This window comes from Glycomyces sp. YM15, from assembly GCF_016918015.1.
Classification (GTDB): domain Bacteria; phylum Actinomycetota; class Actinomycetes; order Mycobacteriales; family Micromonosporaceae; genus Glycomyces.
Genome location: NZ_JAERMK010000001.1, coordinates 1 through 19,475 on the forward strand (window position 1 = coordinate 1; position 19,475 = coordinate 19,475).

A 19,475-nucleotide genomic window follows, 5' to 3' on the forward strand; every position below is an offset into this window, starting at 1 on the left:
AAGCCGGGTCGGTCACCCTGCGCCACAACAGGAAACTCCACCACATCGGCATCGGCCGCATCCACGAAGGCACCCGCGTCCTACTCATCGTCGAAGGCCTCCACATCCGCGTCATCAACGCCGCCACAGGCGCACTCCTCCGCGAATTCACCCTCGACCCCGACCGCGACTACCAACCCACCGGCCGACCCAAGGACCCACCAGACCTGCATAGCAAAACAGGCCGAACCTTTGCAGGTTCGACCTGTTTCCGATGTCCTGAGACATCACACTGTCGGGCTGACAGGACTTGAACCTGCGACCCCTTGACCCCCAGTCAAGTGCGCTACCAAGCTGCGCCACAGCCCGTTTTCCGCCGCGTTGTCCGCAGCGGTGACAACTTTAGCCTATAGCCCCTGGGGCCCCGGAGGCGAGGTCCCCAGTGTGAGACTGGCTATTTGCGCTTGTCCTTCTTGCGGGATTCGCGGGGTTTGACCACCAGTTCGATGGGTGTACCCACGAAGCCGAAGTCTTCCCGGAGCTTGCGCTGGATGAACTTCAGGTACTGCTTGTCGAACGGCGCGTTCGTGAAGAGGATGAAGCGCGGCGGTTCGGCGGCGGCCTGGGTCGCGTAGATGACCTTCGGGGCCTTGTTCGCACGCACCGGGTGCGGCGTCGCGGCCTGAAGGTCGCTGATCCACTTGTTCAGCTCGCCGGTGCTGATGCGCTGGCCCCAGCCTTCGAGGGCTTCGCGCAGCGAGCGGGCGATCTTCTCGACGGCGCGGCCGGTCATGGCCGAGACGTTCACGCGCGGGGCCCAGGAGACCTGGCCCAGCTCGCGGTCGATCTCCTTCTCGAGGTAATAGCGCCGGTCCTCGTCCACGAGGTCCCATTTGTTGAACGCCAGGACCATCGCGCGGCCGGACTCGGTGACCTGCGTCAGGACCCGCTGGTCCTGCTCGCTGATGGGCTCGGAGGCGTCGAGGAGGACGAGGGCGACCTCGGCGGCCTCGACGGCCGCCTCCGTCCGCAGCGAGGCGTAGTACTCCGTGCCCGAGGCGAATTTGACGCGCTTGCGCAGACCCGCGGTGTCCACCAGGATCCAGTCCTCGCCGTCGATCTCCACGACGGAGTCGACCGGGTCGACCGTGGTCCCGGCGACGTTGTCGACGACCGCGCGCTCCTCGCCGGCGATGCGGTTGAGGAGGCTCGACTTGCCGACGTTCGGGCGGCCGACGAGGGCCACCTTGCGGGGCCCGCGCTCCTTGAGCTGCCCCGTGGGCTGCTCGGGGAACGCCCAGATGATCTTGTCGAGCAGATCGCCCGAGTTGCGGCCGTGGAGGGCTGAGATCGGGAACGGCTCGCCGAGGCCCAGGCTCCACAGCTCGTGGACTTCGGCTTCCTGGCGCTCCGAGTCGGCCTTGTTGGCCACCAGGAGGACCGGTTTGCGGGTCGAGCGCAGGATGCGCACGGCCGCCTCGTCGGCGTCGGTGGGGCCCACACGCGAGTCGACCACGAACACGATCACGTCCGCGGTGCGCATCGCCAGCTCGGCCTGCAGGGCGATGGACTTCGCCATGCCCTCGGCGTCCGGGTCCCAGCCGCCGGTGTCGATCAGGCTGAACTCCCGCCCGGCCCACTCGGCGTCGTACGCCACCCGGTCGCGGGTCACACCCGGTTCGTCCTGCACCACCGCGGCGCGGCGGCCCAGGATGCGGTTGACCAGTGTCGACTTGCCCACGTTGGGGCGGCCGACCACGGCCACCGTCGGGACCGGACCACGTTCCTCGACGTCGTCGCTCTCGCTCCAACCGTCGTCGTCGGTCCAGGTCGCTTCGTCAGTCATCAATGTCCCTGTTGTTCAGCAAGGCCAGAATCTTGGCCACTACCTCCACGATCGGCAGCGTCGTGGAGTCGATCACCACGGCCCCCTCCGGAGCCTCCAGGGGTTTGGTGGTCTTCGAGTCGGCGGTGTCCCGCCGTTCGATGTCCTTCGCGGTGGCGTTCGCGTCGGCGCCGTTCTCGGCCGCGCGGCGCTTGGCGCGCTCGACCGGGTCGGCGGTCAGGTAGACCTTCACGTCGGCGTCGGGGGCGACGACCGAGACGATGTCGCGGCCTTCGACCACGATGCCCGCCTTGGCATCGGCGATGATCCGCCGCTGCTCGTCGATGAGGAACTTCCGCACCGACTTGTTCCCGGCCACCGCCGAGACCGCCTTCGTGACGTCGTCGCCGCGGATCGCCAGGTCGGCGTCCTCCCCGTCGACGCGGGTGAACGGGTCCTCGGGGGTGGTCCCGAATTCGAGCTTCGCGTTCTTCACGGTCTTGGTGACCTGCGCGGTCTGCGAGGGGTCGACGCCGGCGTTGAGGACCGCCAGCGTCGCGGCGCGGTACATGGCGCCGGTGTCGAGGTACGCGGCTTCGATCGCGGTCGCCAAAGTCTTGGCCACGGTCGACTTCCCGGCCCCGGACGGGCCGTCGATCGCGACGACCGGTCCGCTCTTCTGCTCAGGCACTGTCGCGCTCCGTTCTTCAACTGCAAACCAAGCAAACCTACATCATGCCCGGTTCTACCTGGTAACCCGCGGCGAACGCCTGCGGAGCCGCAAGCGCGCGCGGCCGGGAATGACCTCGCCATCGGGGACGCCGCGGTTCAGCGGCGCTCGACCACCCGCGCGCCCATCGGCCACAGCGCCATCGGGATCATCTTCCAGTTCGCCACCGCCAGCGGGATGCCGATGATGGTGATCGCCTGCAGGAACCCGGTGACGAGGTGCGCCAGCGCGAGCTCCCACCCGAAGAGGATCAGCCACAGGACGTTGCCAAGCAGCGAGAAGCACCCGGCGTTCCGGTCGTACACGACCGTGCGCCCGAAGGGCCACAGCACGTATCCGGCCAGCCGCATGTTCGCGATGCCGAACGGGATGGTGACGATGAAGATGCAGAAGAGCAGGCCCGTGAAGAAGTACCCGATGGCGAGCCAGAGCCCGGCCAGGACGAACCAGATCACGTTCAGAATGGTTGACATGCCCGAACCCTAACCGGGCCTTGCCCTTCCGTCAGTACAGCAGGCTAGAGTCCGACCTCGCGGAACAGCTCTCCGACCTCGTTCGGGGTGAGCCTGCGGATCGTCCCCGGCTTGAGGTTCCGCAGCTTGACCGGCCCCATCTCGGTGCGCACGAGGCGCGAGACGTGGTGCCCGACCTCGTCCATGAGTCGCCTCACAATGTGCTTGCGGCCCTCGTGGATGGTGATCTCGATCAACGACTGCCCGGCGTGCTCGTCGATGATCTTGAGCTTGTCGGCCTTGGCGAGGCCGTCCTCGAGCTCGACGCCCTTGAGCAGCTTGTTCCAGGTGGCGCGGTCCATGATCCCGGCGACCTGCGCGCGGTAGACCTTCGGGAGGCCGTGCGAGGGGTGCATGATGCGGTTGGCGAGCTCCCCGTCGTTGGTGAGCAGCAGCAGGCCCTCGGAGTCGGTGTCGAGCCGGCCCACGTGGAAGACGCGCTGGTCGATGCCCTTGGCGATGCCGGCGAGCGAGGGGCGGCCTTCGTCGTCCTCCATGGTCGAGATGATGCCGCGCGGCTTGTTGATCGCGAAGTACACCTTGTCGACGTCGGTCACGACCCGCTTGCCCGAGACGTGGATGATGTCCTTCGACGTGTCCACGCGCTGGCCGAGGTGGGCGCGCTCACCGTTGACCTTCACCTTGCCGCGGGAGATCAGGTCCTCTGCGGCACGGCGGGAGGCGATCCCGGCCTGCGACAGCACTTTCTGCAGGCGGATGCCCTCTTCGTCAGCGTTGTTCATCTTCCTCGATATCCGTCACGTCGTCCGGTAGGAACGGGGCCAACTCTGGTAGCTGGTCGACCGTGTCCAGTCCGATTTTTTCCAAGAACAGGGTGGTGGTGCGGTAGAGCGTCGCCGTCGAGTCCGGGTCGGTCCCGCACTCCTCGACCAGGCCGCGCGCCACCAGCGTGCGCATGACGCCGTCGCAGTTGACCCCCCGGATGGCCGAGATGCGGCCGCGGGTGACCGGCTGCCGGTAGGCCACCACGGCGAGCGTCTCCAGCGCCGCCTTGGTGAGGCGGGCGGAGGCGCCGTCGGTGACGAACCGCTCCACGTAGCGCGCGTAATCGGCCCGGGTGTAGAAGCGCCAGCCTCCGGCTTGGCGACGCAGATCGAATCCGCGTCCGTCACCAGTGTATTCGGCGCTGAGTCGGCCCAGTTGCTCGCGCACCTGTGAACGTGGCCGCTCCAATACCGAGGAGAGGAATTCCTCGCTCAGGGGTTCTTCGGCGATCATGAGGATCGCCTCCAGGACCGCGCCGAGGTCGACGTCGTCGGGGACGGGGCTGGTGGCCGTGGCCTCGGGTTCCTCGTCCTCTTCGGGTTCGGCGCGGGTCTGGAGGGCGGCCGAGTACTCGTCCTCGTTCGGTGGTTCGTCGGCGGGCGTGTCCGGTCGCAGCGGCGCGGCCTCCTGGCGCGCGCCAGGCATCTTCCACGTCGCCAGGTCTTGTTCGAGGGACTCCCCCAGGTGCTCGGTCATGTGCTCGATTCCTCCCCCGCTGTTGCTTCCGGTTCTGCGGGTGTGCCCGCGTATTCGTCGACGTCGATCTCGGTGTTGCCGGTGCCGCCGAGCCATCGCACCGTGAGCTCGCCGAGCGCCTGCATCTGCTCGAAGCCGACCAGGGCCTCGCGGTAGAGCTCCAGGAGGGCCAGGAACCGCGCGACCACTTCGAGGTGGGATTCGCAGTCGGAGGTGAGGGCTCGGAAGGTCGCGGTGTGGACGCGCTGGAGGCGGCGGGAGAGGATCACGGCGTGCTCGCGCACCGAGACGCGCTGCATGTGGATGTGGCCGGTGCCGACGGTGGGCGGCGGTTTGGGGACCATCGCCTTGGCCGCCAAGGCGGCGAAGGCTTCGGGGGTGAGGTCGAGGACGAGTTCGGGGAGGAGGCCTTTGTAGCGGTCTTCGAGGCCGACGTTGCGGGGGATGCGGGTCGAGGCGGACTCGACGAACATCGCGAGCGCCCCGGCGGCCTCCTTGTAGGCCTTGTACTGCAGGAGGCGGGCGAAGAGGAGGTCGCGGGCTTCGAGGAGCGCGAGGTCCTCTTCGTCGTCGACGACGGTCCCGGGCAGGAGCCGGGCGGTCTTGAGGTCCAGGAGGGTGGCGGCGATGAGGAGGAACTCGGAGGTCTCCTCGAGGTTCCAGGCGTCGTCGAGGCCGGTGACGTAGGCGATGAACTCGGAGGCGACCTGGTGGAGGGCGAGTTCGGTGACGTCGAGCTTGTGCTTGCCGATGAGCTGGAGCAGCAGGTCGAACGGGCCCTCGAAGTTGGCGAGCCGGACGTGGAAGCCGCTCTCGGCCTCCTCCGGTTCGCCCTCCCGCTGGGTCGGGAGCTGGGGCGGCTGCTGGTCGGTCACGCACGCAAGCTTAGACGGGCGTTCCGGACACGACGGGGTGAACTCTGGGTTTCAAGCGCTGGAGAGCGATCGGGTCCCGGTTCCTGCGCTTCTACTTGTCTGTCGCGGCGATGAGCTCGCGGGCGAGTTGGCGGTAGGCGCGGGCGCCCGATGAGGCGGGGGCCCAGGTGGTGATGGGCTCGCCCGCGACGGTGGTCTCGGGGAAGCGCACGGTCCGGGTGATGACAGTGGAGAACACCTTGTCGCCGAAGGCTTCCACGACCCTTTGGAGCACCTGGCGCGAGTGGGTGGTGCGGGAGTCGTACATGGTCGCCAGGATGCCGTCGAGTTCGAGGTCGTAGTTGAGGCGTTCGCGGACCTTGTCGACGGTGTCGAGGAGGAGGGCGACACCGCGCAGCGAGAAGAACTCGCACTCGAGCGGGACGAGCACGGAGTGGGCGGCGGTGAGCGCGTTGATCGTCAAGAGCCCCAAGGAGGGCTGGCAGTCGATGAGGATGTAGTCGAAGTCGGGGATGACCGGTCGCAGGACGCGGGAGAGGGTCTGCTCGCGGGCGACCTCGTTGACGAGCTGGATCTCGGCGGCCGAGAGGTCGATGTTGGCCGGGAGGAGGCGCAGGCCCGCGACGTTGGTCTTGACCATGACGTCGTCGATGTCGACGTCGTCCTGCATGAGGAGGTTGTAGACCGTCAGGTCGAGCGTGTGGGGGTTGGTGCCGAAGCCGACGGAGAGGGCGCCCTGCGGGTCGAAGTCGACGAGGAGGACCTTCCGGCCGTATTCGGCAAGGGCCGCACCGAGGTTGATGGTCGTGGTGGTCTTGCCGACCCCGCCCTTCTGGTTGGCCATGGCGATGACGCGGGCAGGACCGTGGCGTTCCAGCGGCTGGGGCTGCGGGATCTCGCGCTTGTTCGTGTAGGCCTCGGGGTCGGGCGAGGAGAGGTCCTCGGTTCCGTCAGCGGGAGGCATCTGCGCGGCACCGCGCAGGGCCGCCCATTTGTCGTTGCTGTCCACACTGCTCATTTCTTCGCGCCTCCGGGTGCGAGGTCGACACCGGGTGCCGGGCGTCTCACCATTGCCTGTCTTAGCGACTGTACGTCAGTGTAACGAGGCTGTCGACGGCTTGGGAGACTCCGAGGCACCCGGCGTGAGTTCGCCCGCTGCGCGGAGCGCGGCCCAGGTCCTGTCAGGACGTCAGTTCTCCGCGAGCACCTGCGCGATCGGCTTGAGCGGCAGGTGGTGCGTGATCGCGACGGGTTCGTTGACCGCTTGCCCGGCATACGTGTTGAGGCCCAGCGCGAGGGCCGGGTCGGCCTTCAGCGCTTCGACCCAGCCGAGGTTGGCGAGCTTCATGACGTACGGGAGCGTGGCGTTCGTGAGCGCGTACGTCGACGTGTTCGGCACGGCCCCGGGCATGTTCGCGACGCAGTAGAAGAGCTTGCCCGCGTGGGTGAACGTGGGGTCGTCATGGGTCGTGGCCTTCGAGTGCGCGAAGCAGCCGCCCTGGTCGATCGCGATGTCGACGAGGACCGCGCCGTCCTTCATCTCGGCGAGCACTTCGTCGTCGACCACGGTGGGGGCCTTGGCTCCCGGGACGAGGACGGCGCCGATGACGAGGTCGGCCTCGCGGCAGGCGCGTTTGACCTCGAAGCGGTTGGAGACGATGGTGCGCAGGCGGCCCTGGTAGAGGTCGTCGGCGGCGTGGAGCTTGTCGACGTTGAGGTCGAGGAGCTCAACGTCGGCGCGCATCCCGACACTGATGGCGGCGGCGTTCATGCCGGAGACGCCCGCGCCGATGATGACCACGCGCGCGGGCGCGGTCCCGGGGACGCCGCCCATGAGGGTGCCGCGGCCGCCTTCGGGCCGCTGCAGGTGGTACGCGCCGGCCTGGACGGCGAGGCGCCCGGCCACTTCGCTCATCGGCGCCAGGAGCGGGAGGCGCCCGTCGGGGGTCTGCACGGTCTCGTAGGCGATGCCGGTGATGTGGCGCTCCAGCAGCGCGTCGGTGCATTCGGCGCTCGCGGCCAGGTGGAGGTAGGTGAAGAGGGTCTGACCGGGCCGCATCCGGTGGAACTCGTCCTGGATCGGCTCCTTGACCTTGAGGACGAGATCGCCTGCGCCCCAGGTGGAATCGGCGTCAGGGCAGATGAGGGCCCCGGCCTCGCGGTAGTCGGCGTCGGTGATCGCGGAGCCGAGGCCGGCCCCGGTCTCGATCGCGACGTCGTGGCCGGCGGCGACGAGCTCGTGGACCCCGGCGGGGGTGAGGGCGACGCGGTACTCGTTGTTCTTGATCTCGCGGGGGACGGCGACTTTCACGTGCGGGTTCCTTCCGAAGCGTTGTGCCAGTTCGGGGCCGGTCGGCATCCCGCACGGGCAGTCTAGGACGCCAGACGTCCAGGAGCCCGCATTCCTTGTGGGTTCAGCGGTTCGGACGGCGTCGTCGCCGTGATCGTAAGGCGGCCCGCCGCACAACGATGCGACGGGCCATGTGAGCGTGCGCCTTGGATATTGCGGGTCAGTTTCGGTCGAGGTGCAGTTTCGTAAGGGTCAGCGCGAGGGCGCACACGCCGTTGCGGATCTCGCCGTCGGCGACGGCCGCGAGGGCCTTCTCGAGGTCCCACCAGACGAGTTCGATGTGGGTCTCCTCATCGGTGCGCTCATGGCGCTCGGCCTCGGGGACGAGCGAGATGCCGGTGGCGAGGTAGTAGTGGATGAGCTCGTCCGAGATGCCCGGGGTCGTGTAGTACTCGCCGAGCTTGACGAGCTCGGCCGCCTGCAGGTCGACCTCCTCGGCGAGCTCGCGGCGCGCGGCGACGGCCGGGTCCTCGTCCTCGATGTCGCGCAGGCCCGCCGGGAACTCCCACATCTGCTCCTTGGGCGGGACGCGGTACTGGCGGATGAGGCCGACGCGGCCCTGCTCGTCGATCGGCACGGTGACGACCGCGCCGACGTGCTTCAGGAATTCGCGCCGGGCGGTGCCCCCGCCGGGCATCGCGATGGTCTCGGCGGTCAGGTCGTAGGCCCAGCCGCGGTGGATGGTTTCGCTGTCGAGGACTCGGTACTCATGCACGAGGGCCACAGTAGTCCGCTCAGGTTTCGGGATCAGGATTCTCCGGCGGCGTCCTTGAGACGCCGCAGGATCGCGTCGACGGTCTCCCGGGACGGCAACGGGGCGCCGGAGAGGGCCGACAGGAACAGGCCGTCGCCGACGAGGCGCACGATCTCCGCGGTGATCGGGTCCTCGATCTGCTCCCTGAGGAGCGCGGCCCAGCCTTCGAAGATGAAGAGCACGTCCGCTTGCGCGGTCTCGGAGAGCTGGTCTTTGCCGCGCATGGCGGTGAGCAGGGCCCACAGGCCCGCGGCGGACTCCGCCGACTCGATCTCGGAGACGCGCAGGAAGGTCTCGACCGCGCCGGCCTCTCGCGCTCTGGCGATGTTGGCCTCCTCCTGCTCGCGGAAGCGGCGGGCCAGGCCGTCGTACAAATCGGGCTTGGACCTGAAGTGGTAGAGCAGGCCGCCTTTGGAGACGCCGGCCTCGGCGGCGACCTTCTCCAAGGTCACGCCCGCGCTGCCCTCGTCGACGAGGAGGCGCTGGAGCGCGTTCAGGATGCGGTCCCGGGTGGTGATCTCCGGCTCTTTCATGTTTCCTCCTGATGCCAACTGTACCGTCCGGACGGTACAGTCGAGGGGTATGTCGACCTCCGGCATGCCCGGCGTCTGGGATGCCGCCTCGCGAGCCGTGCCGCGGCTCACGTCAAGAAAGAGTGAAACCCATGGCCGCCACGCTTCGCGCACCGCAGGAGCCCCGCGCCCGCATCAGCGTCAAGCAGGGTTGGGCGCTGGCCACGCTGGTGCTCCCGGTGCTGCTCATCTCCGTCGACATGACGGTGCTCGGCTTCGCCGTGCCATTCCTGTCCGAAGACCTCGCGCCCACCGGCTCGCAGCTGCTGTGGATCGTCGACGTCTACGGCTTCGTGCTCGCCGGGCTCCTGGTCACCATGGGCACCCTCGGCGACCGCGTGGGCCGCCGCAGGCTGCTCGTCATCGGCTCGGCCGCGTTCGCCGTCGCGAGCGTGCTCGCCGCCTACGCGCCCAGCGCCGAAGCGCTCATCGCCGCGCGGGCACTGCTCGGCCTCGCCGGTGCGACCCTCATGCCGACCACGCTGGCGCTCATGCGGAACCTGTTCCACGACGACCGCCAGCGCAAATTCGCCATCGCGATCTGGGCCTCGGGTTTCTCCGCCGGGGCGGCCCTCGGGCCGATCCTCGGCGGCTGGCTGCTCGAGCACTTCTGGTGGGGCTCGGTCTTCCTCATGGCCGCTCCCGTCTCGCTCGCGGTCGTGCTGGCCGCGCCATTCCTGCTGCCCGAGTCGAAGGACCCGAACCCGGGCCGGATCGACCTGCCGAGCGTCGCGCTGTCGTTCCTGGCGATGTTCCCGTTCGTCTACGGGGTCAAGACGATCGCCGAGCACGGCGTCACGGTGGCGGCGGCGGCCGCCATCGCCGCGGGTGCGGTGGCCGGCGTCTGGTTCGTGCGGCGCCAGAAGCGCCTGGAGCACCCGCTGATCGACGTGGGCCTGTTCCGACTGCGGCGCTTCAGCGCCTCGCTGGCCACGAACTTCACGATCGTGTTCGCGCTGATCTCGGCGCTGTTCCTGCTGACGCAGTACCTCCAGCTGGTGCTGGGCTTCTCCCCCATGCAGGCGGGGCTGCTGCTCCTGCCGGGCATGGCCGTCTCAGTGGTGGCCGGGCTGTTCGCGGTCCGCCTCTCGGAGCGGATCGGGATGGGGCGCACAATCATCGGAGGTCTGGTGTTCGTCATCGCCGGGTTCGCCGCGATGACGCTCATCGGGGTGGACGCGGGGGCGGCGGTGGTCGCCGTGGCGTTCGCGCTCATCGGCGGCGGTTCCGGTCTGGCGCAGACGGTCACGAACGACGCGATCCTCGCGGCGGCTCCGGCCGACCGGGCGGGCGCGGCCTCGGCGATCTCCGAGACCGCGTACGAGCTCGGCGGTGCGATGGGCGTGGCCCTGCTCGGTTCGCTCGCGACCGGGATCTACCGGGCCGAGCTCGGGGATGCACCGTCGGAAGCCGCGGAGACACTGGGCGAGGCCGCGCACGTGGCCGCGACGCTCCCGGTGGAGGCCGGGGACGCGCTCATGGAGGCCGCGAGGACGGCGTTCACCGACGGCCTGCGGGCGGTGGCGGTCGTCGCGGCGGTGCTGGTGCTCGTCGCCACCGTGGCCGTGGGCCGGACCTTGAGGTCGAACGCCCCTGCGCGGCGCTGAAACCGGTCCGTTCTCGACCGTTGTGTCCTACGATCGCGCTGAGCGGCTTCGTTCGGGGCCGCTCAAGGCGATCGCTCCGCAGGAGCGAGGAAGGGGCACGCCATGAGCTGGTACATGACGGCTCTGAAGAAGTACGCGGTGTTCAGCGGCCGTTCTCGCCGTCGCGAGTTCTGGTGGTTCGTCCTGGTCAACGCGATCATCGGCGCGATCCTCCAGTGCTTGGGCAACGACCCGAACGACCCGAACTTCTGGAACTTCATCGGCTGGCTCTACGGCCTCGCGGTGCTCATCCCGAGCATCGCGGTGCAGGTGCGCCGGCTCCACGACACCGGCCGGACCGGCTGGTGGTGGTGGATCGGGCTCGTCCCGTTCGTCGGCTGGATCGTCCTGCTCGTCTTCAACCTGTTCGACAGCGAGCCGGGGACCAACAGGTACGGACCCAATCCCAAAGGCGCGTAACCGGAAACGGCAAAAGGCGGGGCTCAATCGAGCCCCGCCTTCGGCGTCGTTCCCCTGACCACTGAAAACTCCCGTCCAATCTGCACGGCGAACGTGCTAAGTTCTCCTTCGGCCCTAGCCCAGGGCCGGTTGCCCCTTGCCCCATCCGTTCCCCAGTGGAACGACCCCTTGGAAGGAACCAGAATGAACTGGTACATCAACGTAATCAAGAACTACGTCGGATTCTCAGGGCGCGCTCGCCGCACGGAGTACTGGATGTTCGTACTGTTCAACGCCATCATCATGTTCGCGCTGTACCTGCCGTTCCTCATCACGCGGGAACCCGCGCTCACGGCCCTGTACGCCGTCTACGCGCTGGCCGTCTTCCTTCCGGCCCTGGCGGTCACCGTCCGCCGCCTGCACGACATCGACAAGTCCGGCTGGTGGTACCTCATCAGCTTCGTGCCGCTCGCCGGCCCGATCATCCTGATCGTCTTGACCGCCACCGCCGGCAAGCCCGGCCCGAACCAGTACGGCCCCGATCCCAAGGCCGCCTAGTTCCCAACGTTGAAAGGCGGGCCACTCCCGATGGGAGTGGCCCGCCTTTCATCGTGTGCGCTTATGCCGCTTCGAGATCGAGGCGCTCGGAAGCCTGGCGCTTCAGCGCGGCCTCGACCAGGCCCGCGAAGAGCGGGTGCGGGCGGGTCGGGCGGGACTTCAGCTCCGGGTGGGCCTGGGTCGCGATGTAGTACGGGTGCACGTCGCGGTCGAGCTCGATGAACTCGACGAGGCGGCCGTCGGGCGAGAGTCCCGAGATCACGAAGCCGGACTTCAGCAGCTGGTCGCGGTAGGCGTTGTTGATCTCGTAGCGGTGGCGGTGGCGCTCGTTGACCTCCGTCGCGCCGTAGACCTCGGCGGCGATCGAGCCCTCGGCGAGCTCCGCCGGGTAGGTGCCCAGGCGCATCGTGCCGCCCATGTCGCCGCGCCCGGCGACGATGTCGGTCTGGTCGGCCATCGTGGAGATCACCAGGTGCTCGGCCTCGCGGTCGAACTCCTCGGAGTTCGCGCCCACGAGCCCGGCGACCTCGCGCAGGCCCTCGATCGCCATGCACTGCATGCCGAGGCACAGACCGAGCGTCGGGACGAGGCGGGTGCGCGACCAGGTGAGCGCCTGCAGCTTGCCGGGCACGCCCCGGTCGCCGAAGCCGCCCGGGATCACGACGGCGTCGACGCCCGCGAGCGCCTTCGCGGTGCTCTCGGCGGTGGCGCACTCGTCGGAGATGACCCAGCGGACCTTGACCTTCGCGCGGTTCGCGAAGCCGGCCGCGCTGAGCGCCTCGACCACGGACTTGTACGCGTCGGGCAGTTCGACGTACTTCCCGACGATCGCGACCTCGACGGTGGCGACCGGGTGGTGGACGCGGTCGAGCAGGTCGTCCCAGCGGGTCCAGTCGACATCGCGGAACGGCAGGTCCAGCTTGCGGACCACGTACGCGTCCAAACCCTCCGAGTGGAGGGTCTTGGGGATCTCGTAGATCGACTTCGAGTCCGGCGCGGAGACGACCGCCGCCTCGTCCACGTCGCAGAACCCGGCGATCTTGCCTTTGAGCCCGTCCGGCAGCGGCCGGTCCGAGCGGCACACGATCGCGTCGGGCTGGATGCCGATGCTGCGCAGCTGCGCCACCGAGTGCTGGGTCGGCTTGGTCTTCATCTCCGAGGACGCGGCCAGGTACGGCACGAGCGAGACGTGGAGGAAGAAGCAGTTGTCGCGGCCGATGTCGTGCCGGTACTGGCGGATCGCCTCCAGGAACGGCAGCGACTCGATGTCGCCGACGGTGCCGCCGACCTCGGTGATCACGACGTCCGGGACGCGCCCGGTCTCGGGGTCCGGGTCGGCCATCGCGGCCAGGCGGGACTTGATCTCGTTGGTGATGTGCGGGATGACCTGCACGGTCGCGCCGAGGTAGTCGCCGCGGCGCTCTTTGGCGATGACGTCGGAGTACACCTGGCCGGTGGTCACGTTGGCGTGCTTCGACAGGTTCCGGTCGAGGAACCGCTCGTAGTTGCCGATGTCGAGGTCGGTCTCGCCGCCGTCGTCGGTGACGAAGACCTCGCCGTGCTCGTACGGGTTCATCGTGCCGGGGTCGACATTGAGGTACGGGTCGATCTTCTGCATCACCACGTACAGGCCGCGCGCGGTCAGCAGATTGCCGAGACTCGCGGCGGTCATGCCCTTGCCGAGAGCGGAGGTGACTCCACCGGTGACGAAGAGGTGCTTCGTGGTGCGGATCTGACCATTAGCGGCGCTGGCCAAAGCGGACTCCCGTGATGTTCGTGGCGAACGAGCCGCTAGAAAAGCAGCCGGTGGATCGCATCATCCACGGGATTCCACACTAACACTTTCACCGTCGTTTTCCTCATCGACCCACGACGGTGCGTCGACGATCATGTCCGAGTACTGGCCGTCCTTGACGTGCGCGCGGGCCAGCACGCGGTGACTCATGATGACCGCCAAGGGAACCATGACGGCGAGGGCCGAACCGAGGCTCATGAGGCCCTTGCCGAGGAGGAGTCCGGCGACGGCCGCGCCGACCACGGCGGCGGCGAATCCGGCCCGCAGGGGCGGGTACAGGCCGAAGGCCCGGCGCAGGCCGCCTCCCGGGCGGAGGAGGATGAGCCAGCAGTAGGCCCCGGCCATGATGGTGAGCACGCTCAGCGGCGAGGTGAAGAGCGCGACGATGTTCGAGCCGATGCCGGAGGCGATGACGCCGTTCGTGTCGCCCATGACGTCGCCGAGGAACGAGCCGAGCTCGCCGCGTTCGGCGACGGGCCGCTGGAAGTCGATCCACATCAGGCCGAACAGCACCGCGACCCCGGCGAGGCCCGACCACACGAAGCGCTGGAAGGTGACCCAGCCGCCGGTGGCGAGCGCCGCCGCGAGGCAGGTGCCGACGATGAGGGCCACGGCCGCCGGGACGGAGTCGCCGAAGAACCCGGCGGAGGCGATGAGCACGCCGACGCAGCCGATCCCGGCCATGGCCGGGGACTGGTAGCGGCGCGGGAGCCGCCACGACACGGTCGCGGCGAGCAGCCACAGCGAGGCGATGAACATGCCGGTGGCGACCGGCCCGAGCTCGTTCGAGGCGGAGTCGGCCACGGTGTAGTCGCCGAGGAGTGTCCCGAGCGGGTCATGCGTGTGCAGGAGCATCGCGAGGACGGTCACGATGATGCCGAAGGCGGACACCGAGATCATGAGGCTCGCGGGCCCGTGGCGGCCGGGCAGGCCGATCGCGACGAACGCGCACACGACGGCGATGCCGAGGGCCGTGAGCGGACCGACGACGCCGGGGCGCGCGGCCGACCACCAGCCGAAGAAGTCGGCGAGGATCGCGGCGGCCACGAACAGGGCGCACACGAGCGCCGAGACGATGTTCAGGCGCATGAGCCACAGCGGCGGCGGCTTGACGCCGGGCTGCCCCGCGCGGCGCAGCAGGTGCAGCAGGGGCCAGGCCACGAAGGTCAGGGCGAGGAACAGGAGCACTTGGAGCCACTGGGTGGCCGGAGCGGCGACGTCGGCGGCCATGAGCCGCGCGTCGGTGTCGTCGAACACCGCCTGACGGTCCTCATAGGTCAGCGAGTCCTCGGTGGCGCCGGCGGCCGTGCCGGTCGAGGTGTCGGGGAGCGGCGAGTCCAGGAGCGTCAGGATGGTCGCGGTCAGATCGGTGAGCCGCAGGTAGCCGGGGCGTTCGGCGGGCAGGTCGAGGAGGTTGTGGCCGTCCTCGTCGCCGAAGTTCGCGACCGTGGCGAGCAGCCGGTTCGGTTCGGCCACTTGGCCGATCCCGGAGACGATGAGCGCCGAGTCCTCGCCGCGGGCGGCCTGGAGTTCGCCCACCGTGGCGTCGAGCTGTGCGAGCGCGTCGGCCCGCGACTCGGTCTCGACCGGCAGGATGCCGCCGTCGACGACGGTCAGCGGGCATTCGGCCAGCGCCTCGTCCAGGTCGTCGCCGCCGGGCATGCCGGGCGAGTAGTCGCCGACGCGGCCGACCGAGTTCGCGGTCGCGTACGCCGCTCCGGGTCCGATCGCGGTGGCGCAGCTGGTCCCGGCGGCGAGGGTGCCGAGCTGGGTGCCCTGGTCGAGGTCGCGGTTGAGGGTCACGAGGTCGGTCATGTCCCCAACGGTCGCGGTGTCGTCCTCGACGCTGATCCCGTCGTCGGTGACCGGCTCGCACTCCGAGCCCTGCCCGTAGGGGTCGCTCACGGCGGAGGCGCCGGCCGAGAGGGTGAGCCAGCCGTCGAGGGCGCACGTGAAGTTGCGGCCGGAGTTCGTGTTCAGCTCGGCGAGCGAGCCGTTCTGGGCGAGCTCGGCGAGGTTCGGGGTCGTCTGGGCGTCGATGTCGGTCCAGGTGAGGCCGCTGACGCCGAGGAACACCACGGCGTCGACGGTGCTGGGCAGTGACTCCTCGCCGTCCTCGGGGAGGAGTTGGAAGGCCGCCACGGCCGCGAGGAGGGCGACGCCGGACCAGGCGCCGATCCGGCCGAGGTTCTCGGTGATGCCGCGGGCGATCGCCTTGCGGGCTTTGCGGGTCAGGCGCCCGGCATCGAGTTTTCGCGACACGGCGGCGCTATCTTCCCGTCAGTTCCAGGTAGAGCGCGTCGAGGGCGTCGAGCATCTGGGCCTCGTCGGGCCACGTGGCGGCTCGGGCGAGGCTCTTCTCGCCGTAGGCGGCGAGGCGGGCGGGATCGTCGAGGAGGCCGCGCACGGTCTGGTCGAGGCCGTCCACGTCCCCGACCTCGAAGTACGCGGCGGCGTCGCCCACGAGCTCGGGGATGCCGCCGGTGCGGGTGGTCACGAGCGGCACGCCGGCCTGCATGACCTCCTGCGCGAAGAGCTGGCGGGCTTCCCACTGGCTGGAGATGACGGCGAGGTCGGCGGCGGCGAGGAGGTCGGCGACGTCGGTGCGGTGGCCGAGCAGGCGCACGTCGGCTCCGGAGGCGTCGATGAGTCCTTCCAGGCGCATCCGTTCGGGGCCGTCACCGGCGATCGCGACGACCGGCTGCCGGTCGAGGGAGGTCCATCGCTGCGCGGCGGCGATGAGGGTGTCGTAGTCCTTCTGCGGGTGCAGGCGGCCCACGGAGAGCAGCAGCGGCCGGTCGCCGATGCCGAGTTCGGCGCGGATCGCTTCGGCATCGCTGACGGCGATGCGGGGCGGGGCGGCGACGGGCGCGAGGCGGGCGTCGCGCGCGCCGAGGTCGATCAGGTGCTCGTGGAGGTCGGAGGAGGCCGCGAGGGCGACGTCGACGCCGCGGGCGAGGCGCTTCTCGAGCTCGTCGGAGACGCGCCGCTTGATCCCGGTGGTGATGAGCTGGTTGTGCCAGGTGGTGACGAGGGCCGCGCCCGCGGGGCGGGCCGCGAGCGCCGTGAGGCCTCCGGTGAGTCCGTGGGCGTGCACGAGGTCCACGCCGCGGCCGGTGATGCCGCGCAGGGCGTTCCGGGCCGCCCACCAGGCGAGCGGCAGCTCCGGCGAGGGCTTGGCGGTGATGGGGGCGGGCGCGAAGCGCGCGCCCTTGGCGCGGAAGCCGAAGCGCTCCTCGGTCTCGGGCGGGCCGACGACCAGGACGGCGTCGCCTCGTGCGACGAGTCCCGCCGCGAGCGACGCGACGTGCGTCCCGATGCCGCCGGTCGAAGGGCCGAGCACCAAGGCGATACGGCGATGGCTCACTTGTCAGCTCCACTGGGTTCGTCGGGTGCGTGGTCGTCGGATGCGCTGTCGTCAGATGCGTTCTCGTCGGGCGCTTGGCCTTCGGGGACGCTGCCGTCGGGTTCTCCAGACGCTCGGATTATGCCAGCGCGTCGCAGGACGGGCCGCACGACACCGGAACCGCCGATGAGCGCGGCGGTGCCGAGGTAGACGACACCGGTCGCGGCGCCGACGACGACGCCCTGGAGTAGGGCCGAGTAGAAGGAGTCGGCGTGGCCCCAGAGGGCGATGATCTCGCGGGCGGCGAGGACTGCCGCGATCGCGGCGACGATCGTGGCGAGGGCGGCCCGGGGGATGCCTTTGAGGCTCGCGGCGCCGGTGTGGCGGGCGATGGCGGCGGTGAGGGCGAGGCCGATGACGGTCATGCCGATCGACCAGGCGATGGCGAGCGCGAGGGTGCGGTCCGCGAGGGGCATGCTCTCGGAGAGGGCGACGGCGGCGACTGCGGCTGCGGCCCAGCCGATCGAGGTGGCTCCGGCGGCGTACTTGTTGCGGCCGATGGCGTACAGGCCGCGGGAGTAGATCGCGAAGACCGAGTAGCCGAAGAGCCCGAAGGCGAGACCGGTGAGGGTGCCCTGGATCTGCATCTGGGTGTTGGCGCTCTTGTCGGCCGAGACCGAGGAGAGGACGGTCGCGATGGGTTCGGCGAGGCCCGCAAGCGCGGCGACGCCGAGGCCGGAGAGCAGCAGCACCGCGCGGCCGGTCTGGGAGAGGCGGCGTTGGTAGCGGTCGTGCTCGCCGAGGGAGAACGCTTCGGCCAGAACGGGGTAGGCGGCGGTGGCGAGGGGGACGGCGAGGATGGCCCAGGGCAGGAGGAAGAAGGTCTGCGAGACGGTGAAGACCGCTACGGCGCCGGGGTCGGAGCCGCCGTTGGCGAGGCGGATGAGCAGGGCCTGGCACAGTTGCTGGGCGCCGACGGTGACGGCTCCGGCGATGGCGAGGGATTTCAGGCCGGAGGCGACTTGGGTGTCGAGCCGCCAGGCGGGCCGCAGATGCAGGCCCAGGCCGCGCAGCGGGAAGATGAGGCAGCCGGCGAGGACGGCGACGCCGCAGGTGGTGCCGAGGGCGAGGAACACGATCTCGCTTTGGCCGAGGTTCTCGACCTTGTCCTCGCGTCCGGAGATGCCGCCGTAGATCACGTAGACCAGGGCCATCACGATGCTGGAGAGGAGCGGCGCGAGGGCGGGCCAGGCGAAGCGGCGGTGCGACTGCAGGATGCCGGTGAGGACGACCGCGACGCCGTAGAGCGGGATCTGCGGGGCGAAGAGGACGAGCATCTCGGTCGCGGCGTCGATCGTCGCTTCTCTGGCGATCGCGTCGTCGACGGCGCTGTTGTCCGGCATGAGCAGGACGATGATCGGGCGGGCGAAGGCGGCGACGAGGAGGCCGGCGGGGATGAGGATCGTCAGCGCCCAGGTCATCAGCGCCGAGGCGATGTGGCTGACCTGCTTGGGGTCGTTCCGCGCGAGCGGCGCGGCGAGGAGCGGGATCACCAGGGCGGCGAGCGCGCCGCCGGCGACGAGCTCGAAGATGATGTTCGGGATGCTGTTGGCGGTCTGGTAGGCGGTGCCCAGCGTTCCGAGGCCGATGGCCCACGTGAACACCATGGTGCGGCCGAATCCGGCCAGGCGGGAGGCGACGGTGATCGCACCGATGACCGAGGCGGCACGACCGACTTCGCGTCGGGTCTCGGTCAAGACTTCGTCCGACCCAGCTCGTCCAACTCCCGCAGCACGGGTGTCTCGGCGATCACTTTCGTGAAGCTGACCTTTTCGGAGGCGGCGATGAGGGCCGCGACGCCCGCGAGGGCGACGTGGCGGCCGATCATGCCGGTGCGGGCGATGTAGGCGAGGCCGAGGAGCGCGCCGAGGGCGTTCGCGCCGCCGTCGCCGAGCATGGTCTTGCCTTCGAGGTCTTCGGCCATGGCCGCACCGGAGGCCGCGGAGACCGCGAGCGCGGTGTTCGCTCCGGCCGCCGCGGTGCTGCGCCGGGGCTTCGGGCCGGCGGGCCGCGAGAGGGGCGCGGAGGCGAGGGTGACCACTTTGAGGGCGCGGCCGGGCCGCAGGTCGAAGAGGTTGACCACGTTGGCGGCACCGGCGATGACACCGCCGCCGACGCCGACGTTCCAGACGCGGCGCAGCAGGGGGCGGCGCTCGTCGGTGAGTTCGCCGTTCTGCAGGTCGATGAGGGCGGCCGCGGCGATCCCGGCGGTGGAGATGCCGAGGACCTTGACGAGCCCGGCGCTCATGCGGCCCTTGAGGAGCGCGCCCACGTGGCCTTTGAAGCCTTTGGCCTTCTCGCCCTTGGCGTCCGCCATGTCGTCGTAGAGGCCGACGGCTCCGGCGGTGAGTCCGGCGGTGGCCGCGGCGGCGGCGTACGCCGGGGAGTTCGCCCCGAGGACCGCTCCGGCGGTGGCGCCCACGGTGATCCCGGGGCCTTCGGCCAGGGACACGGTGTCGCCCTTGTGGTTGACCCGTTCCAGGTCGGCCGCCCACTTGGAGCGGCGTACGGCGCTGATCGCGGCGATCGTGCCGCCCGCGGCGAGGCCTCCGATGAACGCCCGCCCTACCGTGCGCGTTAGCTGGCTCATGG

At 69.7% G+C, this 19,475-nt stretch carries 18 protein-coding genes and 1 tRNA gene; 3 read left to right on the forward strand and 16 right to left on the reverse strand.

Going from position 1 to position 19,475, the window contains the following annotated elements; all coding sequences use genetic code 11:
- Positions 1 to 274 precede the first annotated feature (274 nt).
- From JHY01_RS00005 to JHY01_RS00055, 11 genes are all read right to left on the reverse strand, one after another.
- Positions 275 to 348, reverse strand: a tRNA-Pro gene (locus tag JHY01_RS00005).
- Positions 349 to 433: 85 nt separating this feature from the next.
- Entirely contained in the window at positions 434 to 1,825 is a 1,392-nt protein-coding gene (der, locus tag JHY01_RS00010) for a ribosome biogenesis GTPase Der (protein ID WP_205323545.1), read from the reverse strand.
- A complete protein-coding gene (gene cmk / locus JHY01_RS00015) occupies positions 1,818 to 2,495 on the reverse strand; it encodes a (d)CMP kinase (RefSeq protein ID WP_205323546.1) in 678 nt (225 codons plus the stop codon). The genes der and cmk overlap by 8 nt, the downstream gene beginning before the upstream one ends.
- A 137-nt stretch (positions 2,496 to 2,632) precedes the next feature.
- Positions 2,633 to 3,007 (reverse strand): YccF domain-containing protein, encoded by a 375-nt coding sequence (locus JHY01_RS00020; protein ID WP_205323547.1) that lies wholly within the window; start codon positions 3,005 to 3,007, stop codon positions 2,633 to 2,635.
- A 44-nt stretch (positions 3,008 to 3,051) separates the two neighbouring features.
- Complete coding sequence (locus JHY01_RS00025; protein WP_205323548.1) at positions 3,052 to 3,789, reverse strand: pseudouridine synthase; 738 nt, start codon at positions 3,787 to 3,789, stop codon at positions 3,052 to 3,054.
- Entirely contained in the window at positions 3,776 to 4,528 is a 753-nt protein-coding gene (gene scpB, locus JHY01_RS00030; RefSeq protein ID WP_205323549.1) for an SMC-Scp complex subunit ScpB, read from the reverse strand. The genes JHY01_RS00025 and scpB overlap by 14 nt, the downstream gene beginning before the upstream one ends.
- Entirely contained in the window at positions 4,525 to 5,403 is an 879-nt protein-coding gene (locus JHY01_RS00035; RefSeq protein WP_205323550.1) for a ScpA family protein, read from the reverse strand. Before JHY01_RS00035 ends, scpB begins: the two co-directional genes overlap by 4 nt.
- A 91-nt stretch (positions 5,404 to 5,494) precedes the next feature.
- Positions 5,495 to 6,367: a ParA family protein gene (locus JHY01_RS00040; RefSeq protein WP_374199468.1), complete on the reverse strand. Its 873-nt coding sequence runs from the start codon at positions 6,365 to 6,367 to the stop codon at positions 5,495 to 5,497.
- A 225-nt stretch (positions 6,368 to 6,592) separates the two neighbouring features.
- Positions 6,593 to 7,714 carry an alanine dehydrogenase gene (gene ald, locus JHY01_RS00045; protein WP_205323552.1) on the reverse strand — a complete coding sequence of 374 codons (1,122 nt, stop codon included), beginning with the start codon at positions 7,712 to 7,714 and terminating at the stop codon, positions 6,593 to 6,595.
- A 199-nt stretch (positions 7,715 to 7,913) separates the two neighbouring features.
- Positions 7,914 to 8,468 carry an NUDIX hydrolase gene (locus JHY01_RS00050; RefSeq protein ID WP_307814082.1) on the reverse strand — a complete coding sequence of 185 codons (555 nt, stop codon included), beginning with the start codon at positions 8,466 to 8,468 and terminating at the stop codon, positions 7,914 to 7,916.
- Positions 8,469 to 8,500: 32 nt separating this feature from the next.
- Complete coding sequence (locus JHY01_RS00055; RefSeq protein WP_205323553.1) at positions 8,501 to 9,040, reverse strand: TetR/AcrR family transcriptional regulator; 540 nt, start codon at positions 9,038 to 9,040, stop codon at positions 8,501 to 8,503.
- Between the two features lie 131 nt (positions 9,041 to 9,171).
- Between JHY01_RS00055 and JHY01_RS00060 the strand changes: the two genes are divergently transcribed.
- The 3 genes from JHY01_RS00060 to JHY01_RS00070 all read left to right on the forward strand — a co-directional run bounded on the left by JHY01_RS00060 (position 9,172) and on the right by JHY01_RS00070 (position 11,682).
- On the forward strand, positions 9,172 to 10,686 hold the full coding sequence (locus JHY01_RS00060) for an MFS transporter (protein WP_205323554.1): 1,515 nt from the start codon (positions 9,172 to 9,174) through the stop codon (positions 10,684 to 10,686).
- A 102-nt stretch (positions 10,687 to 10,788) separates the two neighbouring features.
- Positions 10,789 to 11,145 (forward strand): DUF805 domain-containing protein, encoded by a 357-nt coding sequence (locus tag JHY01_RS00065; RefSeq protein ID WP_205323555.1) that lies wholly within the window; start codon positions 10,789 to 10,791, stop codon positions 11,143 to 11,145.
- A gap of 183 nt (positions 11,146 to 11,328) precedes the next feature.
- Entirely contained in the window at positions 11,329 to 11,682 is a 354-nt protein-coding gene (locus JHY01_RS00070; protein WP_205323556.1) for a DUF805 domain-containing protein, read from the forward strand.
- Between the two features lie 61 nt (positions 11,683 to 11,743).
- Here the strand turns inward: JHY01_RS00070 and JHY01_RS00075 are convergent, their stop codons facing one another.
- The 5 genes from JHY01_RS00075 to JHY01_RS00095 are packed head-to-tail and all read right to left on the reverse strand — an operon-like array spanning position 11,744 to position 19,473.
- On the reverse strand, positions 11,744 to 13,438 hold the full coding sequence (locus JHY01_RS00075) for a CTP synthase (protein WP_275889623.1): 1,695 nt from the start codon (positions 13,436 to 13,438) through the stop codon (positions 11,744 to 11,746).
- 60 nt (positions 13,439 to 13,498) lie between these two features.
- Entirely contained in the window at positions 13,499 to 15,739 is a 2,241-nt protein-coding gene (locus JHY01_RS00080) for a hypothetical protein (protein WP_205323557.1), read from the reverse strand.
- Between the two features lie 7 nt (positions 15,740 to 15,746).
- Complete coding sequence (locus JHY01_RS00085) at positions 15,747 to 16,844, reverse strand: glycosyltransferase family 4 protein (RefSeq protein ID WP_205323558.1); 1,098 nt, start codon at positions 16,842 to 16,844, stop codon at positions 15,747 to 15,749.
- A complete protein-coding gene (murJ, locus tag JHY01_RS00090; RefSeq protein ID WP_205323559.1) occupies positions 16,841 to 18,580 on the reverse strand; it encodes a murein biosynthesis integral membrane protein MurJ in 1,740 nt (579 codons plus the stop codon). Before murJ ends, JHY01_RS00085 begins: the two co-directional genes overlap by 4 nt.
- Positions 18,577 to 19,473, reverse strand: coding sequence for a hypothetical protein (locus JHY01_RS00095; protein ID WP_205323560.1), 897 nt, complete (start codon positions 19,471 to 19,473; stop codon positions 18,577 to 18,579). The genes murJ and JHY01_RS00095 overlap by 4 nt, the downstream gene beginning before the upstream one ends.
- Positions 19,474 to 19,475: the final 2 nt, after the last annotated feature.